The 20,347-nt window shown below is 41.6% G+C and carries 18 protein-coding genes; 14 read left to right on the forward strand and 4 right to left on the reverse strand.

Going from position 1 to position 20,347, the window contains the following annotated elements; genetic code table 11:
* Positions 1-25 precede the first annotated feature (25 nt).
* The gene (locus tag MZO40_RS10210; protein WP_050339814.1) at positions 26-397 is read left to right on the forward strand and encodes a nuclear transport factor 2 family protein; all 372 of its coding nucleotides are present in this window, start codon (positions 26-28) and stop codon (positions 395-397) included.
* Positions 398-681: 284 nt separating this feature from the next.
* Here MZO40_RS10210 and MZO40_RS10215 read toward each other — a convergent pair whose 3' ends face one another.
* Positions 682-1,770, reverse strand: a complete 1,089-nt coding sequence (locus MZO40_RS10215) for an Ldh family oxidoreductase (protein WP_003639789.1) — start codon at positions 1,768-1,770, stop codon at positions 682-684.
* A gap of 356 nt (positions 1,771-2,126) precedes the next feature.
* Positions 2,127-2,762, reverse strand: coding sequence for a Crp/Fnr family transcriptional regulator (locus MZO40_RS10220; protein ID WP_252133260.1), 636 nt, complete (start codon positions 2,760-2,762; stop codon positions 2,127-2,129).
* 95 nt (positions 2,763-2,857) lie between these two features.
* Between MZO40_RS10220 and MZO40_RS10225 the strand changes: the two genes are divergently transcribed.
* From MZO40_RS10225 to MZO40_RS10255, 7 genes are all read left to right on the forward strand, one after another.
* A complete protein-coding gene (locus MZO40_RS10225) occupies positions 2,858-3,655 on the forward strand; it encodes a DAPG hydrolase family protein (RefSeq protein ID WP_105921060.1) in 798 nt (265 codons plus the stop codon).
* Between the two features lie 15 nt (positions 3,656-3,670).
* A complete protein-coding gene (locus MZO40_RS10230; protein ID WP_101872807.1) occupies positions 3,671-4,192 on the forward strand; it encodes a DUF1097 domain-containing protein in 522 nt (173 codons plus the stop codon).
* A gap of 216 nt (positions 4,193-4,408) precedes the next feature.
* Complete coding sequence (locus MZO40_RS10235) at positions 4,409-4,792, forward strand: hypothetical protein (protein ID WP_105960778.1); 384 nt, start codon at positions 4,409-4,411, stop codon at positions 4,790-4,792.
* A 133-nt stretch (positions 4,793-4,925) separates the two neighbouring features.
* Positions 4,926-5,240 (forward strand): MazG-like protein, encoded by a 315-nt coding sequence (locus MZO40_RS10240; protein WP_105960779.1) that lies wholly within the window; start codon positions 4,926-4,928, stop codon positions 5,238-5,240.
* A 526-nt stretch (positions 5,241-5,766) separates the two neighbouring features.
* Complete coding sequence (locus MZO40_RS10245; protein ID WP_252133261.1) at positions 5,767-7,608, forward strand: PTS beta-glucoside transporter subunit IIBCA; 1,842 nt, start codon at positions 5,767-5,769, stop codon at positions 7,606-7,608.
* Positions 7,609-7,611: 3 nt separating this feature from the next.
* A complete protein-coding gene (locus tag MZO40_RS10250) occupies positions 7,612-9,063 on the forward strand; it encodes a glycoside hydrolase family 1 protein (protein WP_088770671.1) in 1,452 nt (483 codons plus the stop codon).
* Between the two features lie 19 nt (positions 9,064-9,082).
* A complete protein-coding gene (locus MZO40_RS10255) occupies positions 9,083-9,916 on the forward strand; it encodes a PRD domain-containing protein (RefSeq protein WP_120769257.1) in 834 nt (277 codons plus the stop codon).
* Between the two features lie 99 nt (positions 9,917-10,015).
* On the opposite strand, the gene MZO40_RS10260 is transcribed toward MZO40_RS10255, so the two are convergent.
* Positions 10,016-10,942 (reverse strand): LysR family transcriptional regulator, encoded by a 927-nt coding sequence (locus MZO40_RS10260; RefSeq protein WP_088770673.1) that lies wholly within the window; start codon positions 10,940-10,942, stop codon positions 10,016-10,018.
* A gap of 126 nt (positions 10,943-11,068) precedes the next feature.
* On the opposite strand from MZO40_RS10260, the gene MZO40_RS10265 reads away from it, so the two are divergent.
* From MZO40_RS10265 to tkt, 5 genes are all read left to right on the forward strand, one after another.
* Positions 11,069-12,889, forward strand: coding sequence for an FAD-dependent oxidoreductase (locus MZO40_RS10265; RefSeq protein WP_105960782.1), 1,821 nt, complete (start codon positions 11,069-11,071; stop codon positions 12,887-12,889).
* Positions 12,890-13,236: 347 nt separating this feature from the next.
* Complete coding sequence (locus tag MZO40_RS10270) at positions 13,237-15,360, forward strand: PTS sugar transporter subunit IIA (protein ID WP_252133262.1); 2,124 nt, start codon at positions 13,237-13,239, stop codon at positions 15,358-15,360.
* Positions 15,357-15,659, forward strand: coding sequence for a PTS sugar transporter subunit IIB (locus MZO40_RS10275; protein ID WP_252133263.1), 303 nt, complete (start codon positions 15,357-15,359; stop codon positions 15,657-15,659). Before MZO40_RS10270 ends, MZO40_RS10275 begins: the two co-directional genes overlap by 4 nt.
* Positions 15,660-15,674: 15 nt before the next feature.
* On the forward strand, positions 15,675-17,048 hold the full coding sequence (locus tag MZO40_RS10280; protein WP_088770677.1) for a PTS ascorbate transporter subunit IIC: 1,374 nt from the start codon (positions 15,675-15,677) through the stop codon (positions 17,046-17,048).
* A gap of 50 nt (positions 17,049-17,098) precedes the next feature.
* Positions 17,099-19,090: a transketolase gene (gene tkt, locus MZO40_RS10285; protein ID WP_122217776.1), complete on the forward strand. Its 1,992-nt coding sequence runs from the start codon at positions 17,099-17,101 to the stop codon at positions 19,088-19,090.
* A 224-nt stretch (positions 19,091-19,314) separates the two neighbouring features.
* On the opposite strand, the gene MZO40_RS10290 is transcribed toward tkt, so the two are convergent.
* A complete protein-coding gene (locus MZO40_RS10290) occupies positions 19,315-19,698 on the reverse strand; it encodes a MerR family transcriptional regulator (protein WP_105960784.1) in 384 nt (127 codons plus the stop codon).
* Between the two features lie 92 nt (positions 19,699-19,790).
* Here MZO40_RS10290 and MZO40_RS10295 point away from each other — a divergent pair, with 92 nt between their 5' ends.
* Positions 19,791-20,171 carry a carboxymuconolactone decarboxylase family protein gene (locus MZO40_RS10295; RefSeq protein WP_105960796.1) on the forward strand — a complete coding sequence of 127 codons (381 nt, stop codon included), beginning with the start codon at positions 19,791-19,793 and terminating at the stop codon, positions 20,169-20,171.
* The last annotated feature ends 176 nt before the right edge of the window (positions 20,172-20,347 follow it).

The raw sequence follows: 20,347 nt of genomic DNA on the forward strand, positions 1-20,347 counted from the left end.
AAATAAGACAAGGGATGTGGAAGATATGACAGACGAAGAAGCAATCGTACAATTGTATCGAGATGAAAATAAAGCGATGGTCAATAAAAATCTCAATAAATTAAATGAAATTTTGGCAGATGACATGCATTTGACCCACATGACCGGCTACGTTCAGCCTAAGTTTGAATGGATCGACCAAATTCAGAATGACGAGATGCAGTACCTTTCTTCTAAAGAAGATGCGATCAAGGCTATCCAAATTAACGGTAATCAGGCTAGTTTAATCGGCCAGAACCGGGTTCAAGCTAAAATCTGGGGTGGCGGTGCCAATACGTGGTCGTTGCAAATGCAGGTCTTCTATAAAAAACAAGCCGGCAAGTGGCTGATTACGGACCAGGTTGCTAGTACGTATTAGGTTTAAGCGCGGCTGGTTGGTGAAAAATAGGACGAGCAATCAATTTTGGGTTGCTCGTCTTATTTTTGGCAGTTTGCACGCCGACTAGGTAAAGTTTTTGTAGCGATCGCAAAAAATACAGTGGCCGCGGAAATGGCTTTTTGGCATCGGCCAATGGCAGTAATCGCCACCGGGTCAAAATTCTCATCACCGCCGAATGCCACCAGTCAAAAATAAACCAGTAACTGCCCGTCACTGAATTTTCAGAACAGGCAGTTGCTGGTTTTTGTCTAATACAAGTTTAGTTAGGCCACGTATTGCGCGTAGTCGATACCTAGTCGTTTGGCGATGCCAACGACTTCTGCGAGTGTCTTATCGTCAATTTCGATACCGTTAGCTGAGCGGTCTTGGTACGCAGCGGCTTCCTTGTCGCCGGCGACGATGACTGGTTTACCAGGAACGGATGGCAGGTCGCGGATGGCTTGTAAGTAAGCTGAGAACTTGTCGATGATGGCGTCCTTATCACCGAAGATTGACGGGTCGATGGCGATAAAGCTCTGACAAGGACCCACGGAAAGGTCGTCTGGTGTAATTTCGTTGGAAGTGTTGCCTAGGGAAAGAATCGCGGTGAACACTTCGACGATGACACCGAGGCCAAAGCCCTTGTGGCTACCAGTATCTTCGGTGACACCACCTAATGGCGCCAAACCAACATTGGAATCTAAATCACGCAGGGCGTCCAAGTCTTCGGTGTCGTCATGCCGATTGACGGGCGTTTCGCCATCCTTTGCGACCCATAAGGCCGGTAAATCTTTGCCTAATTTACGGTAAACTTCAATTTTACCTTGTGGCACGGTGGTCGTCGCCGCGTCGAAGATAAACGTGTTTGGCTGGGCCGGCATCGCAAAGGCGATTGGATTGGTGCCGACTAAAGCCTTCGTGGCGTGAGTGGGTAACATCGCTGAACGTGAATTACACGATGACAGGCCAATCAAGCCTTCTTCGGCCGCCATGTTGGCGTAATACCCGGCAATGCCGTAATGACCGGAGTTACGAGTCGTGACCATGCCAATGCCGTGTTGTTTTGCTTTTTCGATGGCAAGGCGCATGCTATAAATCCCGTTTAACTGCCCCAAGCCAAAGTGAGCGTCAACGACCGCACTCACATCGGTTTCTTTGACCACTTCTGGACGATTATGTACACGAATTTTACCATTGCGAATGAAGCCGTCGTACATGATCATTCGTTGGACCCCATGGGATTCAATGCCAATTAAGTCCGTGTAAATCAACATGTGGGCTACTTCTTGACTTTCTTCCTCAGAAAAGCCGTAACCTTTGTAAATATTGTAAATCAGTTGTTCAATTTTCTTGCTATCGTATCGTTTTACCATTATCGTCACCACGTTATTTGAATTAGATTTAAGGATTAACTCAGTTATTAAAATATACAGATAACAACAGTTTAATTTTAATAATTCGTTAATCATATACTAATTAAAAACGTTATCACGTCACAAGTCAAGCTTGGGTTGTAGAAAGGCATATCCTAGTGCTATCCGGGTTCATACAGATAAACCTAATCTAGATGGGGTAGCGGTGAATATTGCGAAAGAGCCGTTTTAAGCGAAGTTGTCGCGAGGATAATGTCTAAATAAGCCAGTCAGACGCAGTGACCCGTTTGGGGTGCTCGTCTGACTGGCTTAAATTTTAATCTTTTAGAAAAATTAGGGCACGCGATTGTCGGTGGTTAGTCTAAGTATGTTTTGAGTGCTTCAGGATTTAACACCGTGATGCCGGCACCTGAGACTTGGACGATGCTGGCTTCCTTGAGCTTCTTAATATTCCGCGACATATTGGTAGGGTTCAACGCAATCAGCCGGGCAAGATTCTTCTGACGGATTGGAATCAAATTATCACTTGGGTGGTGTTCATCCAGATAGTAATTCAGAAAAGTGACGAGACGTTGCATGCCTGATGAAGTAATCAATTGGCTAATATCATTTAGATAATAGTTCATGTGTTTGAGGTAACTCTGGTTGAGTTGCTTGGCGAAAGTGCGATGCTGCTCGGCGTAGTTAGCGAGTAGTGTGTTGTCATAACACCATAGGGTACTGGGTTGGACGAAGCGGAAAATCAACTCATCTTTTGTCGGCATTGATGCCGAAAATAGTGGTGGAAATAATGTTTGCGGGCCATAGGCGACCAATGCGTGGGCTTCGCCATCCGGCAACAATAGGATTTCAACGACTCGTCCGGAAACGATGAAGTAAGTTTGATTGGTCAGCGAGATTTCCTCATTTGCAGCAATCAATTTCTGGGTGTGCGGTAATTTTAGTAAGTCGTCTTTAAAATCTTGGTAATCCTGTTGAATAAAAAATTCCATATTAAATAATTCCCCCAACAATTGTCTTAAGATAATTTTTAATACCTGCCACCGGGTTAAACTAAGTCTTGTAATTTGATAGGAGGAACTTAATTATGACAGAAAAATTCACACAAAACATCCCTGCTAACGCGGCAACGTTGCCGTACTATAAGTATTATTTACAAGACATGGCGAAAGTCGATCCAACTGCACGAAAGAAGATGGTGCAAGCCCCAATCGATCCAAAAGATGCGACCCCGGTGCAAGACCGTAATGATTTATTGAAGCCAGGTTACTTGAAGACTGAGGTCGGTTATTGCCAAATGCCGGATGGGACCGCGTTCATGGCAAACCACTTGAAAATGCCGAACGTGACAGCAGAAATGTTACATTGGTGGTTTGCTTGGCATGGCCTAGAATCAATGCGCTACGTCATTTGGAATAAGGATGATCATTACGATGTCGTCGTCAAAAATGGGACTGAGGCGCAACTGAAGGACCAATCAATTCCGATGGCCGAACGAATTTACGGTGTTTCTCATACAGTTACCGAAGATACTGGTTTTGGCCCTGAAAAAATCGATATTAATTTCAAAAACCCAGTCGATTTGGGCTATGATCCACAACTGCTGGCGCAAAGTGATTCAGATATTGTGGCGGCCGCCAATGGTGAGACGGCCCTGATGTTACATGTGGTTCGCCCTGTCGATGATGGGATTGAATTACGCAGTCGCTTCTGGCTAGGCTGGAATGTTGACCTGCAAACGCACGAGCCTGTTCGTGTAATTCCTGACGATGCCAAAATCGACGGTGAAGTTGCCAAACGGCTCGGGTTGCATAACATCAAGGAAATGACCAACCTAGCTCAAATTTTACCAAGTCTTTACGCTGAAAACAAAGATAAGTTCTAAATCGGCGGGTGGTGAATGACAATCAAAACTAGCAGTCAACACGTGATTCAAACGGTGACGACAGCCATCTTCATTGCCGTTATCCCGCCATTGTGGGCGGTGCTGAGCCCCAAATTTGGGGTCGAGACTGGCGCTGTGGCGCTAATTTCTGCCGGCCTGTTCACTGCAAAAGGAAATGACCCTAAGAAAGCCTTGCCGATTATTTTAGGCTTGTTGATTGGGATTCCTTGGGGGATGGTGGCACTGAAGCTGACGGCGTTGCCGGGTAGTCCATCCATGAATCAATTTTTAAGCCTCTGTATTTTGGGCGCAGTCAGTGTTTTAGTCTGTGGCTTGACGGTTGTGGGCCGGTTCGTGGATGCGACGGCTTGGCTATCCGGCTGGGCGATTACAATTCTGGTCTTAGGTCATGAAACGATGACCAGCTGGCATTGGCTGCCACTGCAGCTAGCCTTATCCATGCTTGTCGGCGTTTACTTAATTGGCGTCGGTGGTGTCGTCTTCAATAATTGGTTCATGAAACATGATAATAAGTAAAATTGATGTGCTGGCTTCAGCGGATGACTTAGTTCATCCGCTGAGGCTTTTTGCTTGTGATGTAGTACTGCCACTGATTAGTCATCGTTGCAAGCAACCGGCCGTCATCGCGTACTGATTTGCACACTAACCAACGTTTGGCCCGTACACACCACAATGTATAGAATAAAAGTCTACGATGGTACAAACATTGGACAGAATGGGGGAAAACGTCAAATGAAAGCTTATCGACGCGTCCAAATAATCACAGGAGGCTATTTAGCGGTCTATCTCGCTGCACTTTATTTATCAACCGGTGTACATACCGGATTTAAGTTGGATAGTGATCAATTGATTGGGTATGTGACTTGTGGTATTTTGGCCGGTTTACTGGGGGTATCGGCAGTGGTGAAGACAGGGTTACAGCGAAAAATCTGCGCGCTATTACTATTATTGTGTTGCGGGACGCTGTTGCTTTTCGCACGCTATAGCGTGATTAGCTTCAATGAAGCATTTTGGTATTTTATTGGGGTGGTTTATTTGTTACCGGTGGTTATATTGGTTGATGTGGTTGAATTTATGTTTGCGGGTGCTCGGGAAAGTACGGATGAGCAAGGCTGATTGATTGAAGTTGGTTAAGAATAAGACTACTTGATCCACTACCGGACTGAATTACGTTATGACATTTCAAAAATCCGTTCCAACAATAGGATGAAGCACCTATTCAAGATAAAAACGAATTGAGGTTAATGATTTGGAAATCAAAGAAGTTGCACAACGCTCAGCAAAGATTCGTGAACAATATCATCAATTGGAAATGAAGCAAGACGGCCATCCGTGGACCACTGAGCAAGATGCACTGGCCTTCTTGACGGATGCAGCATTAGTTGGTCGGCAAGTCATGGCCCATCAAGGTAGCTGGCCAGATGGTCACGACCAGCAGTTACTTGCGGACAAAATTGGTGAATCAATCTGGTGGTTAAGCGTCTTGGCTGATGCAAATGAAGTTGATTTGGACCAGGCAGTGACGAAATTTTTGAACGATAAAGCGTCACAACTTACGGCGTAAAGCGACAGCTGTTGGGACGGATAGGTTGGTCGGGGACGCAAGGCGCTATCGGTGATTTATTTGGCGGCTAATTAATCGTCACGACATGGGCTAACCGTTATAGCAGCAGATACAGTGTTCCATAAAGGGCTTAGTGATTTCATTGAAATTGCTAGGCTTTTTAGTGACTCGATATACCGAAGTATCAGATGTGAATTACCGCATCACTTCAGCTATAAAACAACAAATATGTATGTAGTTCGTAATGGCTAAATTCAGACATAGGCGTGCTGATATTGCATGGCTTATCAAATTAATTGCTGAAAATTAGGATATAGAAAGGGGTGTTATGGAAATGGTGGGATGAATACTTAATTTTAAAATGAAAATGAAAAAAGCTTGACAATCAAGGGTGAAAAGGCTTACATTAAGACTTGTACATAATATCAATAGACATGTAACTGGTAATGCAGGCAGGATCTAAAAAGTGACGGGCAAAGTCCGACAACTTTTGGATCCTGTTTTTTTGTCATAAGGAGTGATTAATATGGATTTTCAAGCTAGTGCAAAAGCAATTGTTGAAGGTGTTGGTGGTGTTGAAAACATCAATTCACTAATTCATTGTTCAACAAGGTTGCGGTTTACTTTGAATGATTTTGATCGTGCGGACCTAGAACAGCTCAAAACAGTTGATGGTGTTTTAGGCGCAGTTATCGCAGGTGGACAATGCCAAGTGATTATTGGTAATGATGTTGTTGAAATGTTTGATGCCGTTCAAGTATTATTAGGAAATACTGACAATAGTACCGCGAAAGGCCCTAAGCAATCGCGGGGAAAAGTGATTCTTGATTTTATCATTGGCGTTTTTCAGCCACTAGTACCAGCGATTGCTGGGGGTGGTATTTTAAAGGCCGTGCTGATGCTGATTGCGATGTTTGGCTGGATTAGTGAAAAAAGCCCTACATATCAAATTTTAAGCTTGGTCGGCAGGGCACCATTATACTTATTGCCGATTTTAGTTGCCATAACAACAGCCCAGAAGCTAAAAGTGAATCCGTTGGTTGCAGTGTCCACAGTTGGCGTGTTGATTTTACCTGATTTGGTCACTATGCTAACGAAAGGGACCACACTATTTGGCTTACATGTTACGAATGTGACGTATAGTTCACAAGTTTTTCCCGCTATTTTGTGCGTGTTATTTTACGCCTTGATGGAAAAACTATTTACTAAGTATTCACCTAAACCTATTCGAATCTTCTTTGTCCCAATGATGGCAATGCTGATTACAGCACCAATTACGCTACTATTTCTTGGACCATTGGGGTATGTTGTCGGTGAAGCATTTGTGAGTGTTATCCTTTTCTTGAATTCTCATCTGGGCTGGGTTGCGACAGCGCTACTTGCTGGTGCATTGCCGTTTATGGTTGCAACCGGGATGCATAAACCGATGATTCCATACGTTGTTTCGACTTTCAGCACGGTTGGTAAGGAATCACTGTACTTACCTGCTTCACTGGCACATAATATTTCAGAAAGCGGGACCTGTTTTGCAATTGCGCTTCGTACCAAGGATGCAAAATTACGTGCAGTCGCTATTTCAGCAGGAATTTCAGCTTTATTTGGCATTACTGAACCCGCACTCTATGGGGTCACTTTACAGCACAAACGAGCCATGATTAGTGTTGTTACCGGTGGTGTGATTGGTGGCGCGTATGTCGGTATTGTTGGTTTGTCAGGATTTACGATTGTAGGTCCCGGATTAGCTAGTTTACCGATGTTCGTAGATAAGAATAATCCGGCTAATTTAATCCATGCCTTAATCGGATTTGGACTTTCGTTTGTCGTGTCGTTTGTGGTTAGCCTACTTGTTTGGAAAAATGAGACGCAAGCTAGTTCTAGCGAGACTGACATTGATACGACGACAGTAGCTGCCGAGGATTTGAGAGCACCAGTAGCTGGTAAGGTTATGCCATTATCGGCCGTACCCGATGACGTTTTCTCACAAGGTTTGCTTGGGCAAGGAATTGCCGTTGATCCTAGTGAAGGTCGATTGATTGCACCAACTAATGGAACGATTGAGATGGTTTATGAAACCAAACATGCATTAGGGATGAAAACGGATAATGGCGCTGAAATTCTCTTTCACATTGGACTTGATACCGTTCAATTAAACGGACAATATTTTGAATCTCATGTAAAGGTCGGGCAACGAGTACACACGGGTGACCTACTTGAAACGTTTGATGTTGAAAAGATTAAAGCTGCCGGGTATAACCCGATTACGATGATGGTTGTGACTAACCAGGAGAGTTATACCATTGCGGTCGATGAAAATAGTTCCACAGTGGCTGATCAGTCTGTCATGAATATTGCTAAGTTAGGAGTTTAAACAATGGGTTTACGAAAAGATTTTTTGTGGGGTGGCGCAATTGCTGCCAATCAAGTAGAGGGTGCATGGAACGTTGATGGGAAGGGGTTGTCGGTTGCAGATGTTGCCAGCTATAAACCCAATATTGATGTTAAAGATTATCGCAAACAAGTTGGTGTAACACAAGCTGACATTAATGAAGCAATTGAGAGTACCGATGTTGAGAAGTATCCTAAACGTCGTGGAATTGATTTCTATCATCGTTATCCAGAGGACCTGGCATTATTTCATGAAATGGGCTTCAAAACATTGCGGCTATCAATTGCGTGGACTCGAATCTTTCCGACCGGAGAAGAGACAGAACCGAACCAAGCAGGGTTGGCTTACTATAAGTCACTCTTCGCTAAAATGCATGAGTTAAATATTGAACCGATTGTGACACTATCCCATTATGAGATGCCGCTAGCGTTAGCTATTAAGTATAATGGATGGGCAGATCGGCGGGTAATTAGCTTATTTGAGCGGTTCTGTAAAGCTTGCTTTAATGCTTTCAAAACGGATGTTAAATATTGGCTGACTTTTAACGAGATTGATAGTGTGACACGCCATCCGTTTACGTCGGCTGGAATTATCCCAGATCAGACTGAAAATTTGCTTCAGACGGAGTACCAGGCATTCCATCATCAATTTGTTGCTTCCGCATTAGTGACGAAGGCTTGTCATGAAATTATTCCAGGGAGCCAAGTGGGATGTATGTTAACTAAACTGACAGATTATCCTAATTCTTCAGACCCACGTGACGTACTGGCTTCTCTCAATAAAAACACGATGAACTATTTTCCAGCAGATGTTCAGGTGTTCGGTGAATATCCACCTTTAGTCCTGAAGTACTTTAAAGAACAACATATTAATATTGAAATGACGCCAGCTGATTTGACGATTCTGAAAGAGAATCCGGTTGATTTTGTTACCTTCAGTTATTATATGTCGATGGTCTCATCTTATGATGAAAACAATTTGACATTGACCACTGGAAACACCATAGTAGGTGGTAAAAATCCGCATTTGCCCGTTACTGAATGGGGGTGGACGGTTGACCCAGTGGGGTTGCGTATCTCACTATTGCAATTATATGATCGGTATCGTAAGCCACTGATGATTGTTGAAAATGGGATGGGAGCCAAAGATGTGTTAACACCCGAACATCAGGTACATGACGATTACCGAATTAAATATTTCCGCGCACACTTCGAAGAAATGATCAAAGCAGTTGACGCGGGAGTTGATCTACTAGGATATACCAGTTGGGCCCCAATTGACCTGGTTAGTGCCTCGACTTCTCAGATGTCAAAACGCTATGGCTTTATTTATGTTGATGAGGATGACTTGGGCCATGGGTCATTAAATCGGTACCGCAAAGATTCTTTTAAGTGGTATCAAAAAGTTATTCGAACGAATGGTGCAGACTTAAATTAACCAAGATGGGGGTGATTAGATGCTGCGAATTAAGAAAGTGCTTAACTCTAGTGTTGTGTTAGCTACCGATGAACATTCTCAAGAATTTATTCTACTGGGTAAGGGAATTGGTTATGGTAAGAAGGCCGGAACCGTGATAGGAGATTCTGATTTCAATCAAGTCTTTGTGACATCACCCAATCCCAGTGTTGAACAATTACTCACAACAGTAGCGTCAACATCACCCCAATTAATTGAACTGACTCAGACGATTGTGAATCGCGCAGCTGAGCAATTGCAAACCAAGTTGAGTGACTCGTTGTATGTTGCATTGCTAGACCATTTGAAGTTTGCGTTGGAACGTGATGCCAAAGGAATCGAAATTACCAATCGAGTTTATTGGGAAATTAAAACGTATTACAGCCATGAATTTGAGATTGGCAATGTTGCAGTAAGGCTAGTCAATCAAACATTTAATACTGATTTTTCTGAACAGGAAGCCGCTAATATTGCGTCGCACATTATTAACGCAGAAAATGGGAATGATGAACGCAAGGACGCTTTAAAGGCTGGTCAACTAATTAGTCGGATTATTAGTATTATTAAATACCAAGCAGACGTGACAATTAATGAGCATCAGATGAATTATCAGCGGTGCGTCGTTCACGTGAAGTTTCTAGTAGAGCGCGCGATTGCAGGTGAATTACTAGATGATGCTGATCCTGCGATGGTTGCGTTGGTGGCAAACCAGAATCCGCGTGCATTTACAATTGCACAGAAGGTGGCTGCTTACTTGAATATGAAGTTTAAAGCACCTTTGCCTGATGAAGAGATTATGTTGATGGCGATGCAAATTCAACGTGTGATAACGTAAGGCATTGCGACTATTATGATCTGACGAAAAGACATCTTACAGCTACCGGAACACTGGTAGCTGTAAGATGTCTTTCTTTATCTGGTCTTCAATAGATTACTATTTTGGGTGATCAAATTTTTCTGTCATGATATTTGCTGTGAAATTTCTTTTAGCACAAGTAACGAATTTTTTGAGCGCCGGATTATGATTTGATTTTAGAAAGGCTAATCCGTAAACATACGGGGTAGCGTTAGGATAAGTCAATGGTACAACTTGAAACTCATCTTCATTACGAACACTAGCTAAATCAACCATAATGGCAATACCAAGCCCAGCTTTGACTAAAGTATGGCTAAGGAGAACTGAATCAGAGTAGAGATAATTGGCTGTTGGACAAGCCGCTTTAATTAATTGCTGCAACTTAAATTGTCGCGGAGGACAAATATTTGCATTAAACAGGATTAATGTTTCATGGCTAAGATCGTTAATTGAGATGCTATGGCGACTGGCGAGTGGATTATTGACAGGCACGATACACGCGAATTGTCCTGTAATCAATGGCACAAATTGGATGTCCGTTGAATTAATAATACTGTCCTGCATTGGAAATATGACGTCACATTGTTGGCTCAACAAATGTTGCTTGAGCACATTGTGATCAAAATTCTCTAAATATAAGCGCGAACTTGAAGAAGACTTATTAAATTCTTTAATTAGTTGAGGGAAGTGTTTAATTTCGTAATAGGTGCTGGTATAGCCGATTAACAGTGATGAAAAATCCTTCTCTTCTAAAGTACGCGCACCTTCAATGGTCAAATCTAATTTTAGCAGGAGTGATTGAATATTATCGTGTAAAAATGTCCCACTTCTAGTCAGGACAACTTTACGTTTGGTACGGGTAAAAAGCTTAAATCCTAAACTTTGCTCAAGTTTATTGATAGTATGTGTAACCCCTGGTTGAGTCATATGAAGATTTTTGGCAGTTTGTGAAAAGCTTAATGTTTCAGAGAGGTTGATAAATAATTTAAGATCTTCAATTTTCATTCCAAAATCACCCACTTATAACTGTTCTTTATTAATGATAATACTATTTCATTTCAATTAAAACATAGAACGTGATAATCTGAACATGAGTGTAAGCGCTTAATAAACGGTGAGGAGACTGGAATTATGGATAAAAGCTTAAATGATGGCACCTATTCAGTTGTTGCTAAGGGGTATGAAGGAAATTCTACAAAACTAAAAGTTATCGTTGCTAATCATCGGATTGAACAAATTATTCCTGAAAAAGACATCACGCCGAATACTTTAGAAGATGCAGTATTTACTCAAATTCCGGAACAAATTATTAATCATCAGACATTAGATGTCGATGCATTAACTGGTGCGTCGTATTCTAGCCAGGGATTGTTAGATGCTGTTGCAGAAGTGGTAAAGCAAGCAGGTGGTTCCGTCGCTAAGTTTCGAACTGAGGAACACGACACAACCGGTAGTCAGGTGAAAACTGATTCTGAATCTTCAGAAGAGTATGGGAATTGGATTCAACGCCCCAATCACATTGACAAAAAAGTTGAAACGGATTTTTTAATTATCGGAGCAGGAATTTCGGGACTCGCTGCAGCTGTACAAGCTGGTGAAGAAGGAATTAAGACGACGGTCATCGAAAAGAATAGTTTTGTAGCAGGTAACGGAGGTGGCGTAGAAGGTATATTTGGTATTAATACGGATATGCAGAAAGCTGCCGGAATTCATGCTGAAAAGGAAGAAATTATTGCGCGTGAACAAGAATTGGGTCAATATCGTGCGGATGGCTCCTTCTGGGTTGATTTGGTGAATCACTCTGCCGAAAATATTGATTGGTTGTTAAAGGAAGGGGTGCAATTGACAAAAGTAGATGATTATCATGGAACTTGCGCATTCCCAACATTTCACTGGTTTAAAGGTGGTTTTGCTTCTGAGGGTTATGTGCCGTATATGAAAAAGCGTGCTGACGAACTTGGAATTGATTTTATTTTAAATGCTAGTGCGGATGGTATTATTTATGACGGTGACCGTGTTGCAGGAGCCTACGTAACCACACCAAAAGGAAAACTTGAAATTGACGCTAAAGCAACCCTATTGGCAACTGGCGGGGTAGGGCATAATCCAAAATTAATTGCTAAGCAAGGTTGGCAAACGAAGAATCTACACTATTGTTCGATGCCTAGTAATACGGGTGATGGCTATATGATGGCCATGGCTGTGGGTGCAAAAGATATGTTGAATGAGTCGGCAGAATTTATGATGAACTATATTCAAGCATTGCCGCATGAGGGTGTGCATCTGTATATTGATCCAATCAATGGATTTATGTCATTACCTTCCGGAGGCCCAGTGATGTTCGTCAATCAGGATGGTGTACGCTTAGTTAATGAAAATGTGAAGAAAGATAATCTGCTATATCAGCGTATGGCAATTAAATCGACTAAGGTAACTTATGAAGTCTTTAATCAGAAAGTATATGATTCAATAACCCAAGGCGTTGATAATGCAGACCAAATATTAGCTGATGCAGTTAAACGTAACGAAGGACATTCACTATATAAAGCAGATACCTTCGACCAACTTGCTAAAGCAGTTGGATTACCAGAAGCCACTTTTGTTGATACAGTTAAGCGATATAATCAGTATGCAATCAATGGTAAGGATGAAGAGTTCAATAAGGATCCAGCAATGTTGGTTGCACTTGATGAAGGCCCATATTATATTGCACGTCTTGATCCATCAAACTTGATTGGCATTGGCGGCGTTGCTTCTAACCGTCAATTTGAAGTAATCAAGGATGATTTTGAAAAAGTTCCAGGGTTGTACGTTTCTGGGATGGATAGCACAATGCAATACAGAAGTGTATATACGATTACATTGGGAGGATCTGCATGTGCCCACAATGTCAATTCTGGCAGGCATGCCGCAATGAATGCTAAAAAGTACATGGCTTCTTTGAAGAGTTAAGAAGATTGATAATGCTTTGCATAGTTTTAAGGTATCTAGATTAAGGAATGTTAGTACACCAATATTTGGTGTACTTTTTTAGTTTGCACATCAAATGTTGCGAAAAATAGCAAGTGTTTGGATGCATTCGAAAATGCGTCTACATTGTCATTTTTCTGTGATATTTGTAGTCTAAAAGCAACTTATATTCTCAAAAAAATCCAGAGAGAATGATTTCGATGTTGATGTTCTGGAAACTAAGCTGGTTTACGCTAAATGGCAATATTGCACAAGTTATGACTGAAACTATTGCACTTTTTAAAAATGATAGCGTTTGCAATAATGGGTGATGTAGGAGGGATTAAGCCATGGCTGACAAACTTACTAATCAAGAGAGACGACTTCTACAAGTATTGGCAGAAGAATCACATTATCTATCTGCCGAAAATTTAGCGATATCTTTACAAGTTTCGAAACGGTCAATCTACAATTATTTGAACAGTGTTTCTAGAAAATTAATTAATGCTGGAATTGTGCCACCACGGAATATCAATGGGGCGGGTTACTATTTAACCAGCGATAGTAAATTATCTGTTCATGATTTATTGGCTACAAAAACTGATGAGGCTGATTCGCGAGTTCACCGTGTGTCACCTTCAGAACGTCGAAATATCTTATTGGTAGCATTATTTGCAGGAGAACGGGATATTACTATCACACGATTAATGAGAATAACTGGAGTGGCACGTAACACCGTTATTTCAGATTTAGATTGGGCCCGCAAAGAACTTAATAATAACCAGATTGAATTAGTAGGTACGAAAGAGGGGCACGTGCTTAAAGGCGAAGAAATCTTGATACGCAATTATTTTCAGACCCACTTTTCAGCACTTATGGATGGGTATGAATGGCTCCGTAAGTATCGAGCTAATGATTCATTTTTTGAAGGCAAGGATACTGTTGGGCTAAACACGATGTTAAACGATTGGTTGCATCTAGTTGAACGGCAAAGTGAGCGTGCATTTTCAGATGATGCAATTAGAATGATTGAATTCTATTATGCTTTTGTTTTAATGCGTGTTTTATCGGGACATTTTATCCCTCAAAATTCTTTTCCAAGCAACTTAGAAGATCGAAGAGAGTTACGCGATAAGAAAGAATTTGGCTTGGCAAGTAACTTATTAGCTCAAGTTGGTGTTGAAGTGACGAACCATGATGCAGAGTCCTTATATCTTGAGAGCTTATTGTTGAGTGGTCAGTTGCGTTCTGTTGGATCAGATGAACAAGATGATGTTAAGACAAAAGTCTACAGCGCTGCAATTGAAGTAGTTGATAGTTTTCAGCAAATTACAGGATTTTCTTTCTGTGATCGTAGCCAATTAATAAGTGAATTATATGTCCACTTACTTTCTACCTATTATCGAGTGAAGTATCAGCGGCAATATCGAGACGGTATGGTAAAAGCGATTGAGGCTAACTATCCAGATATATATACCTATACTGAATTATCAATCCGCCCATTCGAAAAGCTAAATGCACATCCGCTGAATGAAAATGAATTGTCATTAATTGCCATCTATTTTGGTTCCCAGATGTACCAAGATGAATCACACTTAGGCTCAGCATTACTAGTTTGTTCAACTGGATTGGGAACATCGAGAATGTTAAAAGCGCAGCTAGAATCAGCGTTCAAAGGGCTGAAGATCGTGGGGCCAATTACCAAGCGCAACTATAACAGCATTCGGCAAATATCTGAGGATATTGTACTCTCCACAATTCCACTCAGTAAGAAGAATAAGTCGGTACTGGTGTTGCAACCTATTATGAACGACCAAGAAATAAGTGATTTAACAAAACAGCTTGCTGTTAAAGGAATTGTCATGCCCACATTACCAGCTAATAAAATTTCTGCTCTGTTGGATGTTATTTCTGATAACGCTGAAATTATCAATCAAACAAGTTTAATTACAGGGATTAAAGAAGTACTTAGCCTTTCAGTTAAGCCATATTCAAAAAAAGAGAGGGGGTATCAACCATTGTTGAGTGAATTGATTAATGAACATACAATCCAATTTGCAAAGGCGAATCATATGAACTGGCAACAGGCAATCGCACTGGCAGCCGAGCCACTTCTTGTTAGTGGCAGTGTTGAACAAAGTTATATTGATGCAATGATCACCAACGTCCATAACAATGGACCTTATATTAATATTGGTGATCGAATCGCGTTTGCTCACGCAAGACCTGAAGAAGGTGTAAATGAGCTAGGAATGGCACTACTGTGTTTGGACAAGCCAATTAATTTATTAGATGATAAGCATCCTATTCAATTAGTGTTTGTTTTGGCTGCATCAGATGATCGTTCACATTTAAAAGCTTTAGCAGAATTGGCTAGCATGCTTGGGGATAAACGCCGTTTACACCAGTTATTGGATGCAACGAAAATTAGTGAAGTTGAAGACGTTATTGCGGAAGGAGAAAAACAATTATGAAAACAATTGCAGCTGTATGCAGTACAGGACTTGGCTCAAGCTTTATGGTCGATATGAATATGGCAGATATTATTAAAAGCCTAGGCTTGGAGGACAGCGTTAAAACGACTCATATGGATATGGGCAGTGCTAACGAGAATTCGGCTGATCATTTCTTTGTGGGAAAGGATTTAGCGGATGCAGCTAAGGATCGGTTAGGAATAGACAAAGTAACGGTTTTAGATAGCATTATTGATAAAGAAGAATTGAAGACTAAGGTTACGACATATTTAAAAGATGCAGGTATTGAAAACAAATAGGAGGTATCGTTTACGATGCAAGCAACATTAAATGCCATTATCAGTATTGTTCGTACGCCAGCCATTTTAGTTGGATTAATTGCTATTCTGGGGCAGGCGTTACAGAAGAAGTCTTTTTCTGACACAATCAGTAGCGGGATTAAAACTTTTATTGGGTTCTTAGTATTGAGTGGGGGTGCTGGAATTGTCAGTACTTCATTAGCTCCGATGAGTAAAATGTTTATGCATGCGTTCGGGGTACAAGGTGTCGTTCCAAATAATGAAGCGGTGGTTGCAACTGTTTTGGTTGAATACGGGACAGCAACAGCTTTAATTATGTTGGTCAGTATGATTGTTAACGTTGTCTTAGCACGATTCAGTCATTTTAAATATATCTATCTTTCGGGTCACGTTATGTTGTATATGGCTGCAATGCTCGCAGTGATTATGCAAGTTGCAGGATTTGGGTTTACTGCCGAAGTATTATTCGGGGGACTCATTCTAGGAATTTGGGATACGGTTAGCCCTGCCTTGGTACAACCATTTTTACGCGAAGTTACGGGTGGTAACACAGTTGCCTTGGCCCATACTGGTGATTTTGGTTATGCCTTTGCCGGTCTAATTGCTAAGTTTACTGGTGATAAAAGTAAGTCGACTGAAGATTTAAATATTCCCAAAAGTGTTTCATTTTTACGTGATTCCACGGTTGCCATTACGATTACAATGGCCGTTATTTACATTATCTTAGCATTATTTGCTGGCCCAGAATTTGTTGGAAAAATGAGCTCAGGAATGAATTATATTGTATTCGCTCTGATTCAAGCTGGGACTTTTGCAGGAGGTGTTTACGTTATTCTTGCGGGCGTTCGATTAATTTTAAACGAAATTATTCCGGCCTTCAAAGGAATTTCAGAAAATCTTGTTCCTGACTCAGTACCCGCGCTTGACTGTCCTATTATTTTCCCATATGCACCAAACGCAACCATTGTTGGTTTCTTTGCTAGCTTTATTGGCGGCGTCGTTAGCATGTTTATTATGATTGGATTGCACACTGTTATCGTTATTCCAGGTGTTGTTGCACATTTTATGTGTGGTGCTACTTCTGGTGTTATTGGTAATGCTGTTGGAGGGCGCCGAGGAGCGATTGTTGGTGCCTTCTCGCAAGGTGTTTTAATCAGTTTTCTTCCATTAGCCTTATTACCGGTTCTTGGGAAGATTGGGTTAGGCGGTGCTACCTTCTCAGATGCTGACTTTGGTGTGATTGGTTCTTTGATTGGCTGGTCAGGTGTCAATGGCGGTGTTGTCATGATTATTGTTGCAATTGCCATTTCGTTAATCTTGTTTATTGCTGCTTCTATCATCGCAAGCAAACGCAATAAAGGAGCAAGTGATAACAAGGCTAATGCCTAGTTGAGAGTTCTTTGTGTCTAAGCATTTTTGAATGATAAGGTGGTAGGAAAATGAGTTTTGATGAATTAGATACAGCAGCGGTTAATGCAATTCGAGCACTAAGTATTGATATGATTGAACATGCTGGCTCTGGGCATCCTGGGATGCCACTTGATGCAGCACCAATGCTTTACGTCACTTATAAGAAACATTTGCGAATTGATCCGTCACATCCAGATTGGCCGAACCGTGATCGCTTTGTATTATCTGCTGGGCATAGTTCTTCAATGTTATATGCAATGTTGCATTTAGCAGATTATGGTTTAAGTATTGAAGACTTGAAAAGCTTTAGACGTCTGGGCAGTCGGACTCCTGGGCATCCGGAATTAGAAACACCTGGTGTTGATGCTGCAACTGGGCCACTTGGACAAGGATTAGGGATGGCAGTTGGTATGGCGATGGCAAGCAAACATTTGGCAACTAAATATAATGTTGCTGGATCAAAAATTCTAGATAGTCGTGTCTATGTAATTGCCAGTGACGGTGACTTAATGGAAGGAATTAGTCATGAATCTGCAAGTCTAGCGGGACATCTGAAATTGAATAACTTGATTGTCATGTATGATTCAAATGACGTGACACTGGATGCACAGGCCGATAAAGCAGTGGGCGATAATGCTGGAGAGCGATTCAAGGCGTATGGTTGGAATTACTTGCGCGTTGAAGATGGAAACAATCTGGCTGAGATTGATAATGCGCTGGATTTAGCGGAGGCTGAACGAGAAAGGCCGACGCTCATTGAAGTAAAAACCGTCCTGGGGTATGGCTCACCTCATGCAGGTCAAAATACAGTGCATGGAAATCCACTCACGGCAGCCGAATGTCGGCAGACGATGCGCGCATTAGGCTGGAATTATGGACCGTTTGAAATTCCAAATCAAATTTACCAACGATATTCAGAAATTAAACAACAAGGGCAACAACGATATAAAGACTGGCAGGCTGAAGTGGATCATCTTGAAAAGCAGAATGCGGCATTAGCGCAAAACTTTACGGATAATTTTGCTAATCAAGCTACCACGGGAAATATCAGTTTGAAATACAATGTAGGTGAGACTGAAGCTGTGCGGGTAACGGTGCACAAACTAATCCAAGAATCAGCAAATACGCCTTTGAATTTCTGGGGTGGTTCTGCAGACTTATCCAGTAGCAATAAAACTTACTTTGAGAATGATGATGGATTCGAGCCTGGACAATATCAGAATAGGAATATCTTTTATGGTGTACGTGAATTTGCACAAGCAGCCGCTGTAAATGGGATAACCTTATTTGGAGGAAGTCGAACCTTTGGCAGTACCTTCTTTGTGTTCAGTGATTACATGAAAAATGCAATTCGTATGGCAGCACTGCAAAGAATTCCATCGATCTTTGCCTTTAGCCACGATTCAATTGCACTAGGACAAGATGGGCCAACCCACCAGCCTGTTGAACAATTGGATGGATTACGTGCCATGCCAGGATTAAATGTGTTTCGACCAGCGGATGCGATTGAAACGCAGTCTGTTTGGGACTATGCATTAAATGATAATCATGGACCGGTGGTGATTGCCATGTCTCGTCAAGGCCTTCCAGTGCTTGAAGGATCATTAAAGTACGCAAAAGTTGGTGTCAAAAAAGGCGGCTATGTTGTATCTCCATCTGGCGTAAGTCAGCCGGACGGAATAATCATTGCAACGGGCTCGGAAGTAAGTCTTTCAATCGCGGCTCAGGCAGAACTAAAGAAGCAAAAAATTAATGTAGAGGTTGTATCTATGCCGTGCCCTGAGCTCTTTTTGCAGCAGTCGAGGGCTTATCAAGAGACAGTGCTTAATCCCAATATTCGAAATCGAATGTCAGTAGAGATGGGTTCAACACAATCGTGGTATCGCTTTACCGGACTCGATGGCGTCAATATTGGCTTGGATCATTTTGGTGCTAGTGGACCAGTCGATGAAATTACGCAAAGCTTTGGCTTTACTGTAGGAAATGTTGTTAAAACTTATCTACAACACTTTGGCAGATAATCATTATTTAGGTAATACGACATAGATGGTTAATACTCAGAATATGCTCCAAAAATAGCATGGATTCCGAAGTGGAGTCCATGCTATTTAACGTTCAGATGTGAGACTAGAGCAACGTATTCTGCTGTCGAAAGGCTTATTTTTTAATGTCGTTAAGACGACACAATAGAATATAGCAAATACCCAATCCGACAATTCTAGCTGAAAGACAAGTCATCGATTTTTCAGACTTCGGGATTGTAATGTTCGGGCAAGTTTGCTTTTTGCATTTCCCTATATGTCGCCATTTTCTGATGAAGAAAATCCAAGCTGGCCTGTGTTTCTGCCATCAGCGTGTCTAATCGTGTTTCTTGCTCTTGTAATAAAAGCAGACGTTCAGGAATTGTTTGATTACCTGCATAGCGCAGTTGTGCGTAGTACTGCATGTTCTGGATGGACATGCCCGTTTGTTTCAAACGCTTCAAAAAATTCACCCAGGCAATATCTTTAGTTTGATATTGGCGACGATTACCAGCAGTTCTTAAAGGTTGGAGCAACCCAACTTCTTCATAGTAGCGCAAGGTGTCGATTGTTAAGTTAGTTTGCCGTGAAAATTCACCAATTAGCATCTTTATGTGAGCCTCCTAAAATAAAGATTGATGTCGGGTACACCCGAGGTTGTAAGCTGAGATCAATTACATGAAGGAGCTGATTGATTATGATGGAAAATGAGCAACGGTTAATTAACGGTAAAGCGATGTTACAACGGGTTGATGCGGAAGCTGCTGATAGTGTTATGACTAATCTACAAAATGTCGCACCGGATGTTGCCAAAATGATTCTTGAGTTTGCGTTTAATGATATTTATACTCGCCCGGGACTATCGTTGCAACAACGTGAGCTTGTAACCATTACTAGCTTACTAACTCAGGGTGATACAGCAGCGCAATTACGAGTTCATCTTAATGGTTGCCTAAACGTTGGTCTTAGTCGCACTGAGATTGTTGAGACTTGTATTCACTGTATCCCGTATGTGGGATTTCCAAAAGTTTTGAATGCTTTGACGGTGGTTACAGCAATTTTTGCGGATAGGGAAGATTAGGATACTGATTGGAGATTAATACGCCTGGCTAGAAGTATTAATATGAGTAAAGGTTGAGCTGGCATAACGATAATTTCATCAAAACGATAAAAAATCCCCCGAGTCGAATTTTCAACTCAGGGGATTTTTTCGCTTTCAGTACCAACACAACGCCAGCAAATTACAACTCACATCGC

This window comes from Lactiplantibacillus sp. B652 (genome assembly GCF_023806745.1).
GTDB lineage: Bacteria > Bacillota > Bacilli > Lactobacillales > Lactobacillaceae > Lactiplantibacillus > Lactiplantibacillus pentosus.

Coding starts and splice junctions, on each gene's coding strand:
- MZO40_RS10220 (WP_252133260.1), bottom strand. CDS start 2,762: ATGGAATTTTTTATTCAACAGGATTACCAAGATTTTAAAGACGACTTA.
- MZO40_RS10270 (WP_252133262.1), top strand. CDS start 13,237: ATGGCTGACAAACTTACTAATCAAGAGAGACGACTTCTACAAGTATTG.
- MZO40_RS10235 (WP_105960778.1), top strand. CDS start 4,409: ATGAAAGCTTATCGACGCGTCCAAATAATCACAGGAGGCTATTTAGCG.
- MZO40_RS10210 (WP_050339814.1), top strand. CDS start 26: ATGACAGACGAAGAAGCAATCGTACAATTGTATCGAGATGAAAATAAA.
- MZO40_RS10265 (WP_105960782.1), top strand. CDS start 11,069: ATGGATAAAAGCTTAAATGATGGCACCTATTCAGTTGTTGCTAAGGGG.
- MZO40_RS10250 (WP_088770671.1), top strand. CDS start 7,612: ATGGGTTTACGAAAAGATTTTTTGTGGGGTGGCGCAATTGCTGCCAAT.
- MZO40_RS10255 (WP_120769257.1), top strand. CDS start 9,083: ATGCTGCGAATTAAGAAAGTGCTTAACTCTAGTGTTGTGTTAGCTACC.
- tkt (WP_122217776.1), top strand. CDS start 17,099: ATGAGTTTTGATGAATTAGATACAGCAGCGGTTAATGCAATTCGAGCA.
- MZO40_RS10225 (WP_105921060.1), top strand. CDS start 2,858: ATGACAGAAAAATTCACACAAAACATCCCTGCTAACGCGGCAACGTTG.
- MZO40_RS10275 (WP_252133263.1), top strand. CDS start 15,357: ATGAAAACAATTGCAGCTGTATGCAGTACAGGACTTGGCTCAAGCTTT.
- MZO40_RS10295 (WP_105960796.1), top strand. CDS start 19,791: ATGGAAAATGAGCAACGGTTAATTAACGGTAAAGCGATGTTACAACGG.
- MZO40_RS10280 (WP_088770677.1), top strand. CDS start 15,675: ATGCAAGCAACATTAAATGCCATTATCAGTATTGTTCGTACGCCAGCC.
- MZO40_RS10260 (WP_088770673.1), bottom strand. CDS start 10,942: ATGAAAATTGAAGATCTTAAATTATTTATCAACCTCTCTGAAACATTA.
- MZO40_RS10215 (WP_003639789.1), bottom strand. CDS start 1,770: ATGGTAAAACGATACGATAGCAAGAAAATTGAACAACTGATTTACAAT.
- MZO40_RS10245 (WP_252133261.1), top strand. CDS start 5,767: ATGGATTTTCAAGCTAGTGCAAAAGCAATTGTTGAAGGTGTTGGTGGT.
- MZO40_RS10230 (WP_101872807.1), top strand. CDS start 3,671: ATGACAATCAAAACTAGCAGTCAACACGTGATTCAAACGGTGACGACA.
- MZO40_RS10290 (WP_105960784.1), bottom strand. CDS start 19,698: ATGCTAATTGGTGAATTTTCACGGCAAACTAACTTAACAATCGACACC.